This window comes from Klebsiella sp. 28 (assembly GCF_018223905.1).
In the GTDB taxonomy this organism is placed as follows: Bacteria; Pseudomonadota; Gammaproteobacteria; order Enterobacterales; family Enterobacteriaceae; genus Klebsiella; species Klebsiella pneumoniae.
The window spans coordinates 1-15815 of record NZ_JAGRQY010000085.1; the positions used below are offsets into that span (position 1 = coordinate 1).

14 protein-coding genes, 1 other RNA gene and 1 pseudogene are annotated in these 15815 nt (G+C 56.4%); 5 read left to right on the plus strand and 11 right to left on the minus strand.

Annotated elements, in window-relative coordinates:
- Together pepP and KHQ28_RS14890 are read right to left on the minus strand one after the other, a co-directional pair.
- Nucleotides 1-1300 (minus strand): Xaa-Pro aminopeptidase (gene pepP, locus KHQ28_RS14885; RefSeq protein WP_211777630.1); only part of this gene is annotated, 1300 nt, incomplete at its 3' end.
- 23 nt (nt 1301-1323) lie between these two features.
- Nucleotides 1324-1902 (minus strand): YecA family protein, encoded by a 579-nt coding sequence (locus KHQ28_RS14890; RefSeq protein ID WP_002916486.1) that lies wholly within the window; start codon nt 1900-1902, stop codon nt 1324-1326.
- Between the two features lie 166 nt (nt 1903-2068).
- Here KHQ28_RS14890 and zapA point away from each other — a divergent pair, with 166 nt between their 5' ends.
- The 3 genes from zapA (at nt 2069) to KHQ28_RS14905 (ending at nt 3318) form a co-directional block, all read left to right on the plus strand.
- Nucleotides 2069-2398, plus strand: coding sequence for a cell division protein ZapA (zapA, locus tag KHQ28_RS14895; protein WP_002916488.1), 330 nt, complete (start codon nt 2069-2071; stop codon nt 2396-2398).
- A 41-nt stretch (nt 2399-2439) separates the two neighbouring features.
- A non-coding RNA gene (ssrS, locus tag KHQ28_RS14900) (6S RNA) lies at nt 2440-2623 on the plus strand.
- A gap of 98 nt (nt 2624-2721) precedes the next feature.
- The gene (locus tag KHQ28_RS14905) at nt 2722-3318 is read left to right on the plus strand and encodes a 5-formyltetrahydrofolate cyclo-ligase (RefSeq protein ID WP_002916490.1); all 597 of its coding nucleotides are present in this window, start codon (nt 2722-2724) and stop codon (nt 3316-3318) included.
- A gap of 83 nt (nt 3319-3401) precedes the next feature.
- Here the strand turns inward: KHQ28_RS14905 and serA are convergent, their stop codons facing one another.
- Nucleotides 3402-4634 carry a phosphoglycerate dehydrogenase gene (gene serA, locus KHQ28_RS14910; RefSeq protein ID WP_002916493.1) on the minus strand — a complete coding sequence of 411 codons (1233 nt, stop codon included), beginning with the start codon at nt 4632-4634 and terminating at the stop codon, nt 3402-3404.
- Between the two features lie 269 nt (nt 4635-4903).
- The gene (rpiA, locus tag KHQ28_RS14915; RefSeq protein WP_002916495.1) at nt 4904-5563 is read right to left on the minus strand and encodes a ribose-5-phosphate isomerase RpiA; all 660 of its coding nucleotides are present in this window, start codon (nt 5561-5563) and stop codon (nt 4904-4906) included.
- A gap of 167 nt (nt 5564-5730) precedes the next feature.
- Between rpiA and argP the strand changes: the two genes are divergently transcribed.
- Complete coding sequence (gene argP / locus KHQ28_RS14920; protein ID WP_002916497.1) at nt 5731-6624, plus strand: DNA-binding transcriptional regulator ArgP; 894 nt, start codon at nt 5731-5733, stop codon at nt 6622-6624.
- 53 nt (nt 6625-6677) lie between these two features.
- Here argP and KHQ28_RS14925 read toward each other — a convergent pair whose 3' ends face one another.
- The 7 genes from KHQ28_RS14925 to tkt form a co-directional block, all read right to left on the minus strand.
- Nucleotides 6678-7445, minus strand: coding sequence for an oxidative stress defense protein (locus tag KHQ28_RS14925; RefSeq protein WP_002916499.1), 768 nt, complete (start codon nt 7443-7445; stop codon nt 6678-6680).
- A gap of 89 nt (nt 7446-7534) precedes the next feature.
- On the minus strand, nt 7535-8170 hold the full coding sequence (gene argO / locus KHQ28_RS14930) for an arginine exporter ArgO (protein ID WP_004144747.1): 636 nt from the start codon (nt 8168-8170) through the stop codon (nt 7535-7537).
- A gap of 151 nt (nt 8171-8321) precedes the next feature.
- On the minus strand, nt 8322-9179 hold the full coding sequence (locus KHQ28_RS14935) for a small-conductance mechanosensitive channel MscS (RefSeq protein ID WP_002916504.1): 858 nt from the start codon (nt 9177-9179) through the stop codon (nt 8322-8324).
- A gap of 190 nt (nt 9180-9369) precedes the next feature.
- Nucleotides 9370-10449, minus strand: coding sequence for a class II fructose-bisphosphate aldolase (gene fbaA, locus KHQ28_RS14940; protein ID WP_004144748.1), 1080 nt, complete (start codon nt 10447-10449; stop codon nt 9370-9372).
- A gap of 97 nt (nt 10450-10546) precedes the next feature.
- Nucleotides 10547-11710, minus strand: a complete 1164-nt coding sequence (pgk, locus tag KHQ28_RS14945) for a phosphoglycerate kinase (protein ID WP_002916508.1) — start codon at nt 11708-11710, stop codon at nt 10547-10549.
- Between the two features lie 39 nt (nt 11711-11749).
- Nucleotides 11750-12778 (minus strand): erythrose-4-phosphate dehydrogenase, encoded by a 1029-nt coding sequence (gene epd, locus KHQ28_RS14950; protein ID WP_002916512.1) that lies wholly within the window; start codon nt 12776-12778, stop codon nt 11750-11752.
- A 384-nt stretch (nt 12779-13162) separates the two neighbouring features.
- The gene (gene tkt, locus KHQ28_RS14955) at nt 13163-15154 is read right to left on the minus strand and encodes a transketolase (RefSeq protein ID WP_004174438.1); all 1992 of its coding nucleotides are present in this window, start codon (nt 15152-15154) and stop codon (nt 13163-13165) included.
- Between the two features lie 278 nt (nt 15155-15432).
- Here tkt and KHQ28_RS14960 point away from each other — a divergent pair.
- Nucleotides 15433-15815 (plus strand): annotated as a pseudogene (locus tag KHQ28_RS14960) (metalloprotease); the annotation flags it as partial.

The following is a 15815-nucleotide window of genomic DNA, read 5'->3' on the forward strand; positions in this document are numbered from 1 at the left end:
CCGAAGACGGTAACGAAAATCTCACCGCCGGCGTCACCACGCCGGCGGTGAGATTTTCGTTACCGTCTTCGGTAATCACGATGTCATCTTCAATACGGATGCCGATGCCGCGATACTGCGCCGGCACGTCGGCATCGGTGGCGATATACAGTCCCGGCTCGACGGTCAGCACCATTCCCGGCTCCAGGACGCGCGAACGGTCGGTGTCGTAATTACCGACATCGTGTACATCCAGACCCAGCCAGTGGCTCAGGCCATGCATAAAGTACGGGCGGTGGGCGTTGTTGGCGATAAGCTCGTCAATCTCGCCTTTCAGGATCCCCAGCCGCACCAGGCCGGTAATCATAATGCGCACCACTTCCTGGTTGACCTGACAGATCGAGGTGCCCGGCCGATAGAGTTTCAGCGCGGTCTCCAGCGATTCGAGCACAATGTCGTAGATCTCGCGCTGCGGCTGGGTAAATTTACCGTTTACCGGGAAGGTGCGGGTAATGTCCCCGGCATAGCCGCGATACTCGCAGCCGGCGTCAATCAGGACTAAATCGCCGTCGCGCAGTTCAGATTCGTTTTCGGTGTAGTGCAGAATACAGCCGTTTTCGCCGCCGCCAACGATGGTGTTATAGGAGGGGAAACGTGCCCCGTGGCGGTTGAATTCATGGAGAATTTCACCTTCCAGCTGATATTCGAACATGCCAGGGCGGCATTTTTCCATCGCCCGGGTATGGGCCAGCGCGGTGATCTCCCCGGCGCGGCGCATCACGGCAAGCTCTTCCGCGGATTTAAACAGGCGCATCTCATGCACAATGGGCCGCCAGTCGATAACCGAGTTCGGCGCCTGCAGATTCTGGCGCGAGCCTTTGCGCAGTTTTTCGAGGGCGTTGAACACAATCTCATCGGCATAGGCATATTCACCCTGGGCGAAGTAGATCGCGTCCAGACCGTTGAGCAGCTGATACAGCTGCTGGTTGATTTCGCTGAACGCCAGCGCCCGGTCGACGCCAAGCTTCGCCGGCGCGGCCTCCTGGCCCAGACGGCGTCCAAACCAGATCTCAGCGGTAAGATCGCGAACCCGGTTGAACAGCACGCTATGGTTGTGGGTTTCATCGCTTTTAATCAACACCAGCAGCGCTTCCGGTTCGTTAAAGCCGGTGAAGTACCAGAAATCGCTGTTCTGCCGGTAGGGATATTCCGAATCTGCACTGCGCACCGCTTCCGGTGCGGCGAAAATCAGCGCCGCGCTGCCTGGCTGCATCTGCGCCAACAGCGTCTGGCGACGCGATAGAAATTCCTGCTGAGTCATGACGCCCCCTGAACGAATTTTAGTTAGTGTAATGTCGGTTTGCGGACTTCCGGTGCGGTTGGCTGCTGACGGGCAAAGGTGTCGTGGCACAGCAGTGCGGCAACGCGGACATACTCGATAATCTCCTCCAGAGACATCTCCAGCTCTTCCTGATCTTCGTCTTCATCGTAGCCCAGCTGGGCAATATTACGCAGATCGTCAATCGCTTCCCCGGTTTCATCCTTCACTTTATCCAGCTTCGGCTGGCTAACGCCAAGACCAAGCAGGAAGTGGTTGACCCAACCGGCGAGGGCGTCGGCACGGTCAAAGACGCTCACCGCATCGCCTTCCGGCAGATACAGTTGAAAGAGGAAACCGTCGTCATCCAGTGAATCGCTGATGGCGGAATGCATGTTACGCAGCGCCTGAGCCAGTTCATGGCCAAAGGCGAGACCTTCGTTGGTCAGGTCGTGCACCAGCGGCTGCCAGCTGCTGTCCGTGTTGCCGCCGCACAGCAATCCGCTGATCAAACCGTGCATTTCGGCCGGGGTGAGACCTACCCCTTGTTGGTTCAGTAACTGGTCTACATCGTTGTAACCAGGCATTTCGTTCTGTATAGACATGCGCATTCGTCATCGTTGGGAGGAATATTCATGGTATGCTACCACTTTGGACCCTGGTGAACCAGAATAGGGCTTGTATCTTCGCACCAGGGTAGCTATAGTGTCGCCCCTTCGCAGACCCGGGCCAGGGTGTGAAGGCAGCGCAGTCAATCAGCAGGAAGGTGGCATGTCTGCACAACCCGTAGATCTCCAAATTTTCGGCCGTTCACTGCGAGTGAATTGCCCGCCTGAACAAAGGGATGCCCTGAATCAGGCAGCTGAAGACCTTAATCAGCGGTTGCAAGATTTAAAAGAACGCACTAGAGTCACAAATACTGAGCAGCTGGTCTTCATCGCGGCGTTGAACATCAGCTATGAGTTGACTCAGGAAAAAGCGAAGACCCGCGACTACGCTTCCAGCATGGAGCAGCGCATTCGCATGCTTCAGCAGACCATCGAACAAGCATTGCTTGAGCAAGGTCGCATAAGCGAAAAGCCAGGGTCGAAGTTTGAATAACACTTTGCAGTTAACTGTGTTAGAGTAATCGCAAGAACAAAATTTCTCTGAGATGTTTGCAAGCGGGCCAGTCCCCTGAGCCGATATTTCATACCACAAGAATGTGGCGCTCCACGGTTGGTGAGCATGCTCGGTTCGTCCGAGAAGCCTTAAAACCGTGACGACACATTCACCTTGAACCAAGGGTTCAAGGGTTACAGCCTGCGGCGGCATCTCGGAGATTCCCTTCTTTACTTCGCATCATCCCCCATACGTGTTTTCGGCTGAAGCCGCCCTGTATTACACTTGCTCCTATTGTTTCGCCAGCTCGTAACGAGACCTGCATGACTATACAGCCCGATACCCTGCTCTCCCGTCAGCATATTCGCCAGCAGATCCGCGATCGTCGACGCGCACTCAGCCCGGAGCAACAGCGCCTGTTTGCCCAACAGGCCGCCGAGCGGATGATGGCCTGGCCGCCGGTAGTTCTCGCCCACAACGTGGCGCTGTTTCTCTCCTTTGACGGCGAGCTGGACACCCAGCCGCTGATCGACCAGCTCTGGCGCGCCGGCAAGCGGGTATATCTCCCGGTGCTGCATCCCTTTAGCCCCGGCAATCTGCTGTTTTTACACTACCATCCGCAGAGCCAACTGATCGTGAATCGCCTGAAGATCCGCGAACCGAAGCTCGATGTGCGGGATGTGCTGCCGCTGGCTGAACTCGATGTGCTGGTGACCCCGCTGGTGGCCTTCGATGTCAGTGGCCAACGGCTGGGAATGGGCGGCGGTTTTTACGACCGGACGCTGCAAAACTGGCAGCAGTATCGCCTGCAGCCGGTGGGCTACGCGCACGACTGCCAGCAGGTGGATAGCCTGCCGAGCGAAGAGTGGGATATCCCGCTGCCGGCGGTCATCACCCCGGGAAAAACCTGGTGTTGGTAGGTACGCGGGGACGAAAAATTCAGCCTGGAAAGTATTAACAAAAAAACGGGCAGGTACGCGACCTGCCCGAGAGGCAAAAATGATTAGAACAGCAGACGGGCGCGGATAGTCCCCGGGATCGCTTTCATTGCCTGCAGCGCCTGCTGGGCAACATCTTCTTCCGCTTCAATATCAATCACCACGTAGCCCATCTGCGGCGACGTTTGCAGATACTGGGCGGCAATGTTGATGCTCTGCGCGGCGAAGATTTGGTTGATTGCGGTCAGGACGCCCGGCCGGTTCTCATGGATATGCAGCAGACGGCGGCCGCCGTGCAGCGGTAGAGAAACTTCCGGGAAGTTAACTGCCGACAGGGTTGACCCGTTGTCAGAGTATTTCGCCAGCTTGCCAGCTACTTCCAGACCGATGTTCTCCTGCGCTTCCTGAGTGGAGCCACCGATATGCGGTGTGAGGATCACGTTATCAAACTCGCACAGCGGCGAAGTGAAGGGGTCGCTGTTGGTCGCAGGTTCAGTCGGGAAGACGTCGATAGCCGCCCCGGCCAGATGCTTACTGGCCAGCGCATCGCATAGCGCCGGAATGTCCACCACGGTACCGCGGGAGGCGTTGATCAGCAGCGCGCCCGGCTTCATCAGCGCCAGTTCTTCCGCGCCCATCATATTTTTGGTAGAGGCGTTTTCCGGCACGTGCAGGCTGACCACATCGCTCATGTTCAGCAGGTCGGAGAGATGCTGTACCTGAGTGGCGTTGCCGAGCGGCAGTTTGTTTTCAATATCATAGAAGAAGACGTGCATTCCCAGCGATTCCGCCAGAATGCCAAGCTGGGTACCGATGTGGCCGTAACCGATGATGCCCAGCTTTTTACCACGCGCTTCGAAGCTGCCGACCGCCTGCTTGTTCCACACCCCGCGGTGCGCTTTGGCGTTGGCTTCCGGCACGCCGCGCAGCATCAGCAGCAGTTCGCCGATCACCAACTCGGCCACCGAGCGGGTGTTAGAGAACGGCGCGTTAAACACCGGAATACCGCGCTTCGCAGCGGCGTTCAGATCGACCTGGTTGGTCCCGATGCAGAAGCAACCGACGGCAACCAGTTTTTCCGCTGCGGCGAAAATCTCTTCAGTCAGATGGGTACGGGAACGCAGGCCGATGAAATGGGCATCACGGATCGACGCTTTCAGCTGTTCTGAATCCAGCGCGCCTTTATGAAATTCAATGTTGGTGTAACCCGCTGCGCGAAGGCTATCGATTGCCTTTTGATGCACACCTTCAACCAGCAGAAATTTAATCTTGTCTTTTTCCAGTGATACCTTAGCCATTTCCCCGTCCTGTTTTGTCTTAACTGATGTCGTGCTGAACGAAAGTTCGTCTCAGCAACATATCAAAAAAAACTATCGCGGCAATATGAACGTTTGCGTCGCCGTCCTGAAGAAATGTCATCCAGAGGGAAATCGCAGGACAAAACACCAGAAAGAGAAGAAATGGTAGCGTGTAAATCAGAATGGTTGCATAAATGTGACAGAAGTCACCAAATTGCACCTGATGAAAAAATATTTGCGAGGGAGCCGGTCGGCTCCCTGCGGACAGACTATTTTACGATGGTCTTCACGCCGTCGGCAGTGCCAATCAGCGCCACGTCGGCGCCACGGTTGGCGAACAGCCCCACGGTGACGACGCCAGGAATACCGTTGATCGCGTTTTCCAGCGCGATCGCATCGAGAATTTCCAGGCCGTGCACGTCAAGGATCACGTTGCCGTTATCGGTCACCACGCCCTGACGGTACTCTGGACGGCCGCCCAGCTTGACCAGCTGACGCGCCACGGCGCTGCGCGCCATCGGAATGACTTCCACCGGCAGCGGGAACTTGCCCAGAATATCGACCTGCTTGGAGGCGTCGGCGATGCAGATAAACTTATCCGCGACCGAGGCGATGATCTTTTCACGGGTCAGCGCCGCGCCGCCGCCTTTGATCATCTGCATATGGCCGTTGATCTCATCCGCGCCGTCAACATAGATCCCCAGGCGATCGACGCTGTTAAGATCGAAGACGGTGATCCCGAGGCTTTTCAGCTTCTCGGTGGAGGCGTCGGAGCTGGAAACCGCCCCTTCGATCTGCCCCTTCATGGTGCCCAGCGCGTCAATAAAATGGGCCGCCGTCGAGCCGGTGCCTACGCCGACAATAGTCCCTGGCTGTACATATTGCAGTGCTGCCCAACCTACCGCTTTTTTCAGTTCATCCTGCGTCATAATTCTGGTCCGAGATGTGAATGCCTGTGGCGCATTATAGAACATCGATAGTGGAAATGTCCCTGCGATGCAGATCACACAACTGAACAGACCAATTTCGTCTGTATCAAATAAAAATTTATGTCATAGTGCGAGATAACGATTAGTTATGGGGGCACGCCAGAATAATGAAACGACCGGACTACAGGACACTACAAGCGCTGGATGCGGTGATTAGGGAACGAGGATTTGAGCGCGCCGCGCAGAAGCTATGTATTACCCAGTCCGCCGTCTCACAGCGTATTAAGCAGTTGGAAAATATGTTCGGCCAGCCGCTGCTGGTGCGTACCGTGCCGCCGCGCCCCACCGAGCAAGGACAGAAACTGCTGGCTCTGTTGCGCCAGGTTGAACTGCTGGAGGAAGAGTGGCTGGGCGATGAACAAACCGGCTCTACGCCGCTGCTGCTGTCGCTGGCGGTGAACGCCGACAGTCTGGCGACCTGGCTGCTGCCGGCGCTGGCCAACGTTCTGTCAGACTCCCCTATTCGTCTCAACCTGCAGGTGGAAGATGAAACCCGCACCCAGGAGCGCCTGCGCCGTGGCGAAGTAGTGGGCGCAGTGAGTATCCAGCCGCAGGCGCTGCCAAGCTGCCTGGTGGATCAGCTGGGGGCGCTCGATTACCTGTTTGTCGCATCAAAAGAGTTTGCGCAACGCTATTTCCCGAATGGCGTGACGCGTTCGGCGCTGCTTAAGGCGCCGGTCGTCGCCTTCGACCATCTGGACGATATGCATCAGGCGTTCCTGCAGCAAAACTTCGACCTGCCGCCGGGCAGCGTCCCCTGCCACATCGTCAACTCGTCGGAAGCTTTCGTGCAGCTGGCGCGCCAGGGCACCACCTGCTGTATGATCCCGCATCTGCAGATCGAAAAAGAGCTCAACAGCGGCGAACTTATCGATCTCACCCCGGGCCTGTTCCAGCGCCGCATGCTCTACTGGCACCGCTTCGCCCCGGAAAGCCGCATGATGCGCCGGGTGACCGATGCGCTCATTGACTACGGACACAAGGTGCTGCGTCAGGATTAAACCGCGGGCATAAAAAAGCCACTTCGCTGAAGTGGCTTTTTTGTTTCTATCGCTTACTGGGCCGGTTTCGGCGTTTCCGCCGGTTTCGCCGGGGTGGCTGGAGCAGCGGCTTGCGCCGGCTGCAGCTCAAAGACTACATCGACCTGGTCGTCAAACTGGATAGTCGCCTGCTCGTAGGTTTCCTGGGCAGAAACCGGCGCAGCGTCAGCGGCCTTCATCATGCGAACCATCGGGCTCGGCTGATAGTTGGAGACATGGTAGCGCACGCTGTACACCGGACCCAGCTTGCTGTGGAAGCCTGCGGCCAGCTCCTGCGCCTGATGCACGGCGTCGTCGATCGCCGCTTTACGCGCCTTATCTTTGTAGGCGTCCGGTTGCGCAACGCCCAGCGAGACGGAGCGAATTTCGTTGAGACCCGCTTTCAGGGCGCCATCCAGCAGACCGTTGAGTTTATCCAGCTGGCGCAAGGTCACTTCCACTGTGCGCACCGCGCGATAGCCTTTCAGAATACTTTTCCCGTTCTGATAGTCGTAATCAGGTTGGGTACGCAGATTCGCCGAGTTGATGTCCTTTTTAGCAATACCGCTCTTTTCGAGGAAAGAGAGATATTGCGCAACGCGATCGTCAGCCTGTTTTTTTGCCGACGCGGCGTCTTTTGCCGACACGTTCACTTCGATCGCCAGGGTGGCGATGTCCGGAACCGCGGCAACGCTTGCTGTGCCTGAAGTCACAATGTGCGGGCCATCCGGCAATTCGCTGGCCTGTGCCGCCATCGTGGTCAATCCGAGTGTTGCCGCCAGGGCTAAGACTTTTAACTTCACTGTCGTTTCTCCATGTTACTTAAATCGCCCTTACGGGACGCATGCCAGCAAGCTTAGCGCGTACAGCAGGAAAGTCCATCGGACAACGCTTAGTTAAGCAACGCCTGGATATGGCTGACGCCTTCTCTTGCCAGCTGAAACGCAATAAACCACATGACGGCGCCGACCACAATATTGATGATCCGCTGGGCTCTGGCGGTACGTAGTCGCGGCGCCAGCCAGGCGGCTAACAGCGCCAGGCCAAAGAACCACAGGAAAGAGGCGCTAATGGTCCCTAGCGCAAACCAGCGCTTCGGCTCCACCGCCAGCTGACCTCCCAGGCTGCCTAACACCACAAAGGTGTCCAGATAAACGTGCGGATTAAGCCAGGTCACCGCCAGCATGGTGATAATGATTTTCCAGCGCCCCTGCTGCATTACCTCTGCATTGGCGAGTTCAAGACTCTGACTGAACGCCGTTTTCAATGCGCCGAAGCCATACCACAGCAAAAAGGCCACGCCGCCCCAGGTCACTAGCGCCAGCAGCCACGGGGATTGCATCAGCAGTGCGCTACCGCCGAAAATGCCAGCGCAGATTAACAGCAAGTCGCTGACCGCGCATAGCAGGGCAATCATCAGATGATACTGACGACGGATCCCCTGATTCATCACAAAGGCATTTTGAGGGCCAAGCGGCAATATCATAGCCGCTCCCAGGGCAAGCCCCTGAAAGTAATAAGTAAACATAAGGATTTATCCGCTGAGTTCGAGAGTGGCGCTGACTATAGCGCGAATGAATTATTAGCGGAAATTGAAAGAATTAATCATTAATTAGAACAACTAATGATGAGCTATTGAAAAAGGCCGGCATGGCCGGCCTAAGTTATTGAGAGGCGGTTTACTCTGCTTTTTCCGGCAGGCGCACCACATGAACATCCATCTGCGGGTAAGGGAAGCTGATGCCGTTGGCGTCAAATTCACGCTTGATACGCTCGAGGATATCCCAGTAGACGTTTTGCAGATCGCTGCTTTTGCTCCACACGCGCACCACGAAGTTCACCGACGAGGCGCCGAGTTCGTTCAGACGAACGGTCATTTCCCGATCGCGCAGAATTCGATCGTCAGATTCGATAATCGAGGTCAGCAGCTGCTTTACCTTGTCGATATCAGCATCGTAAGCGACGCCGATAATAAACTCATTGCGACGCGCAGGCTCCCGGGAGAAGTTAATGATATTGCCGGCGATGATTTTCCCGTTCGGGACCACCACTACTTTACCGTCCGCGGTACGCAGGGTGGTGGAGAAAATCTGCACGTTCAACACCGTACCTGCCACGCCGCCAAGGTCGACATACTCGCCAGCGCGGAACGGGCGGAACATCACCAGCAGTACGCCTGCGGCAAGGTTCGACAGCGATCCCTGCAGCGCTAAACCCACCGCCAAACCGGCAGCACCCAGCACCGCAATCACCGAGGCGGTCTGCACGCCTACCCGCCCCAGGGCGGCAATCAGCGTAAAGGCGATAACCGCATAGCGCACCAGCGCAGAGAGAAAATCGGCCACGGTAGCGTCAATTTTACGCGCCAGCATCAGGCGGTTGACGGTATTAGAGACGACGCGCGCCACGATCATCCCGACGATCAGGATAGCGATAGCCGCGACGATGTTGACGGCATAGCTCAGCAGCAGCTCCTGGTTGCGTGCCAGCCACGTCCCGGCGTGGTTGATGCTATCGACAACGTTCAAATCTTCCATTTAACATTCCTTATGAATCCCCTGGGGGGAAGTAAATAACTCAGCCTGCGACAGGGCAGTCAGGTTATAGGGTAAACAATAAGTGCACGTTTTGCCAAATGGATCACAGTTTTCTGCCGCGCTATCCTGTTGTTAAGATAATAAAAAAGCCCGCATTGCTGCGGGCTTCCGGGTAAGAAACAGATTTTTCTTACAGAACGTCGATCGCGTTCAGCTCTTTAAATGCCTGCTCCAGACGAGTCACCATGGAAGTCTGGGCAGCACGCAGCCATACGCGCGGGTCGTAGTATTTCTTGTTCGGCTGGTCTTCGCCTTTCGGGTTGCCCAGCTGGCCCTGCAGGTAAGCTTCGTTCGCTTTGTAATACTGCAGGATACCGTCCCAGGTTGCCCATTGGGTGTCGGTATCAATGTTCATTTTCACCACGCCGTAGCTGACGGAGTCTTTGATTTCCTGAGCGGAAGAACCGGAACCGCCGTGGAACACGAAGTTCAGGCTGTTGTGCGGCAGGTTGTGTTTCTTGGAAACATATTCCTGAGAGTCGCGCAGGATGGTCGGGGTCAGAACTACGTTACCTGGTTTGTACACGCCGTGTACGTTACCGAAGGAAGCGGCGATGGTGAAGCGCGGGCTGATTTTGCTCAGCTCGGTGTAGGCGTAATCCACGTCTTCCGGCTGGGTGTACAGGGCGGAAGCGTCCATGTGGCTGTTATCCACGCCGTCTTCTTCACCGCCGGTGCAGCCCAGTTCGATTTCCAGGGTCATGCCCATTTTGGCCATGCGAGCCAGGTACTTAGAGCAGATCTCGATGTTTTCGTGCAGGGACTCTTCAGACAGGTCGATCATGTGGGAAGAGAACAGCGGTTTGCCAGTAGCGGCGAAGTGTTTTTCACCGGCGTCCAGCAGGCCGTCGATCCACGGCAGCAGTTTCTTCGCGCAGTGGTCAGTGTGCAGGATAACCGGCACGCCGTAGTGTTCAGCCATCTGGTGCACGTGGTGGGCGCCAGAGATAGCGCCGAGGATAGCAGCACCCTGAGGAACGTCAGTTTTCACGCCTTTACCTGCGATGAACGCTGCGCCGCCGTTAGAGAACTGAACGATAACCGGAGAGCGAACTTTCGCTGCAGCTTCCAGAACGGCGTTGATGGAATCAGTACCTACGCAGTTTACCGCCGGCAGTGCAAAGTTGTTTTCTTTCGCTACCTGGAACACTTTCTGAACGTCGTCGCCAGTGATGACGCCCGGTTTTACGAAATCAAAAATTTTAGACATGTTACTTAGTCCTGTATCTGTATCTTCGACCGTTGAAGAAGGTTCGCGAGCCCTTAAGCGCGCTGAAAAACAGGCGGGTTTCCCCGCCTGAACTGAATTACTGCTTAGCGCGCTCTTCGAGCATCGCTACTGCCGGCAGGACTTTGCCTTCGACGAATTCAAGGAATGCGCCGCCGCCAGTGGAGATGTAGGAAATTTTGTCAGCGATGCCGAACAGGTCGATCGCTGCCAGGGTGTCACCGCCGCCGGCGATGGAGAAACCTTCGCTGTCCGCGATAGCGTTAGCCACGATTTCAGTCCCTTTACGGAAGTTAGGGAATTCGAATACGCCAACCGGGCCGTTCCACAGGATGGTTTTGGCGTTCTTCAGGATTTCAGCCAGTTTCTGTGCGGAAACGTCGCCAAGGTCCAGAATCTGCTCGTCATCTTTGATGTCGTTAACAGACTTCAGGGTTGCCGTTGCGGTTTCGGAGAACTCGGTCGCTACGCGAACGTCGGTCGGAACCGGGATATCGCAGGTGCCCAGTAGGCGCTTGGCTTCATCAACCAGATCTGCTTCGTACAGGGATTTACCGACGTTGTGGCCCTGAGCGGCAACGAAGGTGTTAGCGATACCGCCGCCCACGATCAGCTGGTCAGCGATTTTAGACAGGGAATCCAGAACGGTCAGTTTGGTGGACACTTTAGAACCACCAACGATAGCGACCATCGGACGAGCTGGCTCTTTCAGCGCTTTACCCAGCGCGTCCAGTTCAGCGGCCAGCAGCGGGCCTGCGCACGCCACGTCAGCAAATTTGCCGATGCCGTGGGTGGAAGCCTGCGCGCGGTGCGCAGTACCGAAAGCGTCCATCACGAACACGTCGCACAGCGCAGCGTATTTCTTAGACAGTTCTTCGTCGTCTTTTTTCTCGCCTTTGTTGAAGCGAACGTTTTCCAGCACCACCAGTTCACCGGCAGCCACTTCCACGCCGTCCAGGTAGTCTTTAACCAGGCGTACCGGGTTGGACAGTTTGTCTTTCAGGTAATTAACAACCGGCAGCAGAGAGAATTCTTCGTTGTACTCGCCTTCGGTCGGACGACCCAGGTGAGAAGTAACCATGACTTTCGCGCCCTGCTTCAGCGCCAGTTCAATGGTCGGCAGAGATGCACGGATACGTGCGTCGCTGGTTACTTTCCCGTCTTTAACTGGTACGTTCAGATCCGCACGGATAAAAACGCGTTTACCAGCCAGATCCAGATCGGTCATCTTAATTACAGACATGGTGAATCCTCTCGTTGATTCATAAAGTTTTGTCGACGTTTACGCGTCGAACCTGAAACCAATAGCCGCCATCGCTAACGTCGTGTCGAGCATTCGGTTAGCAAAGCCCCATTCGTTATCGCACCAGACCAGCGTTTTGATCAGATGCGCGCCACTGACCCGGGTTTGCGTACCATCGACGATGGCGCTGTGCGGATCGTGGTTAAAATCTGTCGAGACCAACGGTAATTCCGTATAGTCAACTATACCATGAAATGCACCTTGTGCTGCTTTTTGCAGCAACTGGTTGACTTCACATGCTTTTACCGGTTTTTTCACCGTCACGCTCAGGTCAATTGCCGTCACGTTAATCGTCGGCACCCGCACGGCAATCGCTTCAAAACGGTCGTTAAATTGCGGAAAAATACGGGTGATCCCTGCCGCCAGTTTGGTATCCACCGGAATGATCGACTGGCTGGCCGCGCGGGTACGCCGCAGATCCGGATGATAAGCGTCAATCACCTGCTGGTCATGCATCGCCGAGTGAATGGTGGTGACGGTGCCGGACTCAATGCCATAGGCGTCATCGAGCAGTTTAATGATCGGAATAATGCAGTTGGTGGTGCAGGAGGCGTTGGAGACGATGCGATGCCCGGCGCGAAGTTCATCCTGATTTACGCCGTACACCACCGTCGCGTCGAGGTCGTTGCCGCCGGGGTGGGAAAAGAGCACTTTTTTCGCCCCCGCCTGAAGATGGGCTTCACCGTGTTCACGACTCCCGTATACCCCGGTACAGTCAAGCACGACGTCCACCGCCAGTTCGCGCCAGGGCAGCGCCGCAATGGTCGGCTCATGCAGCAGACGGATGGCATCGTCGCCAACAAACAGCTGCTCGCGCTCCTGACGGACATCCCAGGCGAAACGGCCATGGCTGGTGTCATATTTCAATAAATGCGCGATGCCCGCGGCATCCGCCAGCTCATTGATTGCCACCACGGTGATTTCCGCACGACGCCCGGATTCATATAGAGCACGAACCACGTTGCGTCCAATGCGACCGAAGCCATTAATCGCGATGCGAATGGTCATAGATCTCCTGCAAGGCTGTCCCTGTTATGAGGTGGCTGACAGAGTAATCCAGCAACGCTCTGAGGGGAACCTTACCAGCTGCAAACTGCGACTGATTGATTAATTGTCGAACATTTAAACGACTGAAACGCTTCAGCTAGAATAAGCGAAATGAGGAATAAAAGGAATGTTTGTCCAGCGCAATAAACCAGCTATATGACTCACATCACATTTTTGCTGGAATAATTTACAACCGTATTACATGGTTCAGGAATAGCAGATACAAAAAAGCCGGGTGGCGAGATAAAAGCAAAACGGTAACCCAGGGGTTACCGTTTTGGTGTTTGCACCCTCTCCTGTGGGAGAGGGGTGGGGTGAGGGCATCAGCCCGCACCGTGCCAGCGATTACAGCAGCGCTTTCGCTTTAGCGACCACGTTATCAACGGTGAAGCCGAACTCCTCGAACAGCTGCTCAGCCGGCGCAGACTCACCGAAGGTGGTCATGCCAACGATAGCGCCGTTCAGGCCAACGTATTTGAACCAGTAGTCAGCGATACCCGCTTCCACGGCAACGCGCGCGGTCACGGCTTTCGGCAGTACGGATTCGCGATAAGCCGCATCCTGCTTGTCGAACGCGTCGGTGGACGGCATGGAAACCACGCGCGCCTTCACGCCTTCGGCAGTCAGTTTGTCCCATGCGGCAACCGCCAGCTCCACTTCTGAACCGGTGGCGATGAAGATCAGCTCCGGCTGGCCGGCGCAATCTTTCAGCACATAACCGCCGCGGGCCACGTTCGCCAGCTGCTCTGCGGTACGCTCCTGCTGCGCCAGGTTCTGACGGGAGAGGATCAGCGCGGTCGGGCCGTCCTGACGCTCCACGCCATATTTCCACGCAATCGCGGATTCAACCTGGTCACACGGACGCCAGGTGGACATGTTCGGGGTCACGCGCAGGGAAGCCACCTGCTCTACCGGCTGGTGAGTCGGGCCGTCTTCGCCCAGACCGATCGAGTCGTGGGTGTAGACCATCACCTGACGCTGTTTCATCAGCGCGGCCATACGTACCGCGTTACGCGCGTATTCCACGAACATCAGGAAGGTGGAGGTGTACGGCAGGAAGCCGCCGTGCAGCGCGATACCGTTGGCGATAGCGGTCATACCGAACTCGCGCACGCCGTAGTGGATGTAGTTCCCGGCAGCGTCTTCGTTGATCGGCTTAGAGCCGGACCACAGGGTCAGGTTGGACGGCGCGAGATCTGCGGAGCCGCCGAGGAATTCCGGCAGCAGCGGGCCGAAGGCTTCGATGGCGTTCTGCGAGGCTTTACGGCTGGCGATTTTCGCCGGGTTGGCCTGCAGCTTCGCGATGAACTCGTTAGCTTTCGCGTCGAAGTCAGACGGCATTTCGCCTTTCATACGGCGGGTGAATTCGGCTGCTTCCTGCGGGAAGGCTTTGGCGTAGGCAGCGAACTTCTCGTTCCATGCGGCTTCTTTCGCCTGGCCGGCTTCTTTGGCATCCCACTGGGCATAGATGTCAGACGGGATGTCAAACGGCGCGTGTTTCCAGCCCAGCGCTTCGCGGGTCAGGGCGATTTCGGCGTCGCCCAGCGGCGCGCCGTGGGAGTCGTGGGTGCCGGCTTTGTTCGGCGAACCGAAGCCGATGATGGTTTTGCACATCAGCAGGGACGGTTTGTCGGTGACCGCCCGCGCTTCTTCTACCGCGCGTTTGATGGCGTCAGCGTCGTGACCGTCCACGCCGCGCACCACGTGCCAGCCGTAGGCTTCAAAGCGTTTCGCGGTGTCGTCGGTGAACCAGCCTTCAACGTGGCCGTCGATGGAGATGCCGTTGTCATCATAGAACGCCACCAGTTTACCCAGTTTCAGGGTACCGGCCAGGGAGCACACTTCGTGAGAAATGCCTTCCATCATGCAGCCGTCGCCCATGAAGGCGTAGGTGTAGTGGTCGACGATATCGTGTCCCGGACGGTTGAACTGCGCCGCCAGGGTTTTCTCGGCGATAGCCATCCCGACCGCGTTAGCGATACCCTGGCCCAGCGGACCGGTGGTGGTTTCCACGCCTGCGGTGTAGCCGACTTCCGGGTGACCCGGGGTTTTGGAGTGCAGCTGGCGGAAGTTTTTCAGCTCTTCAATCGGCAGATCGTAGCCAGTGAGGTGCAGCAGGCTGTAAATCAGCATCGAACCATGGCCATTTGACAACACAAAACGGTCACGGTCAGCCCAGGCCGGATTGTTCGGGTTATGGTTCAGGAAATCACGCCACAGCACTTCGGCAATGTCAGCCATACCCATCGGGGCCCCCGGGTGGCCGGATTTGGCTTTCTGTACAGCGTCCATGCTCAGCGCACGAATAGCGTTAGCAAGCTCTTTACGTGAGGACATTTTGACTCCAGTTCGGACTGTTGAAGGCCATGCCCTTAACGACTTGACGAGAGCGCGTTTTGGGCTACGCCGGAAAAAAGTGTGAACAATGTAACCCAAGCGACAAGTCATGTACATGGAGCATCCTTTTGCCCTTTAAGAAATCTCTGGAACAGGTTGTGCTACGCCGGAATCCGCTCGCCCGCATCCTGCGATACTCTTTATAATTTACGCAGAATACGGTTCCCTGCCGTCGCCGTATTTTCGGATAAACAACCATAAGATTGTGGAAGATAAAAATGAAAATTCGCTCAACCGTACTTGCTCTTGGGATCGCAGCAACCCTCACCGGATGTCAGAACATGGACTCCAACGGTCTGCTCAGCTCAGGCGCCGAAGCCTTCCAGGCATACTCTCTCAGCGACGCGCAGGTGAAAACCTTAAGCGACCAGGCCTGTAAAGAGATGGACGCCAAAGCGAAAATCGCCCCGGCCAACAGTGAATACAGCCAGCGGCTGAACAAAATCGCGGCTGCGCTGGGCGATAACATCAATGGTCAGCCCGTGAACTACAAGGTCTATGAGACCAAGGATGTCAACGCCTTCGCCATGGCCAACGGCTGCATCCGCGTCTACAGCGGGCTGATGGATCTGATGAACCTGAATAATTCGAGTGGCAGGAG

Bases quoted from the DNA above. Each gene is read 5' to 3' on its own strand.
- argO (WP_004144747.1), bottom strand. From the start codon at position 8,170: ATGTTTACTTATTACTTTCAGGGGCTTGCCCTGGGAGCGGCTATGATA.
- rpiA (WP_002916495.1), bottom strand. From the start codon at position 5,563: ATGACGCAGGATGAACTGAAAAAAGCGGTAGGTTGGGCAGCACTGCAA.
- KHQ28_RS14935 (WP_002916504.1), bottom strand. From the start codon at position 9,179: ATGGAAGATTTGAACGTTGTCGATAGCATCAACCACGCCGGGACGTGG.
- epd (WP_002916512.1), bottom strand. From the start codon at position 12,778: ATGACCATTCGCATCGCGATTAATGGCTTCGGTCGCATTGGACGCAAC.
- pgk (WP_002916508.1), bottom strand. From the start codon at position 11,710: ATGTCTGTAATTAAGATGACCGATCTGGATCTGGCTGGTAAACGCGTT.
- KHQ28_RS14905 (WP_002916490.1), top strand. From the start codon at position 2,722: ATGACTATACAGCCCGATACCCTGCTCTCCCGTCAGCATATTCGCCAG.
- fbaA (WP_004144748.1), bottom strand. From the start codon at position 10,449: ATGTCTAAAATTTTTGATTTCGTAAAACCGGGCGTCATCACTGGCGAC.
- KHQ28_RS14890 (WP_002916486.1), bottom strand. From the start codon at position 1,902: ATGTCTATACAGAACGAAATGCCTGGTTACAACGATGTAGACCAGTTA.
- argP (WP_002916497.1), top strand. From the start codon at position 5,731: ATGAAACGACCGGACTACAGGACACTACAAGCGCTGGATGCGGTGATT.
- tkt (WP_004174438.1), bottom strand. From the start codon at position 15,154: ATGTCCTCACGTAAAGAGCTTGCTAACGCTATTCGTGCGCTGAGCATG.
- serA (WP_002916493.1), bottom strand. From the start codon at position 4,634: ATGGCTAAGGTATCACTGGAAAAAGACAAGATTAAATTTCTGCTGGTT.
- zapA (WP_002916488.1), top strand. From the start codon at position 2,069: ATGTCTGCACAACCCGTAGATCTCCAAATTTTCGGCCGTTCACTGCGA.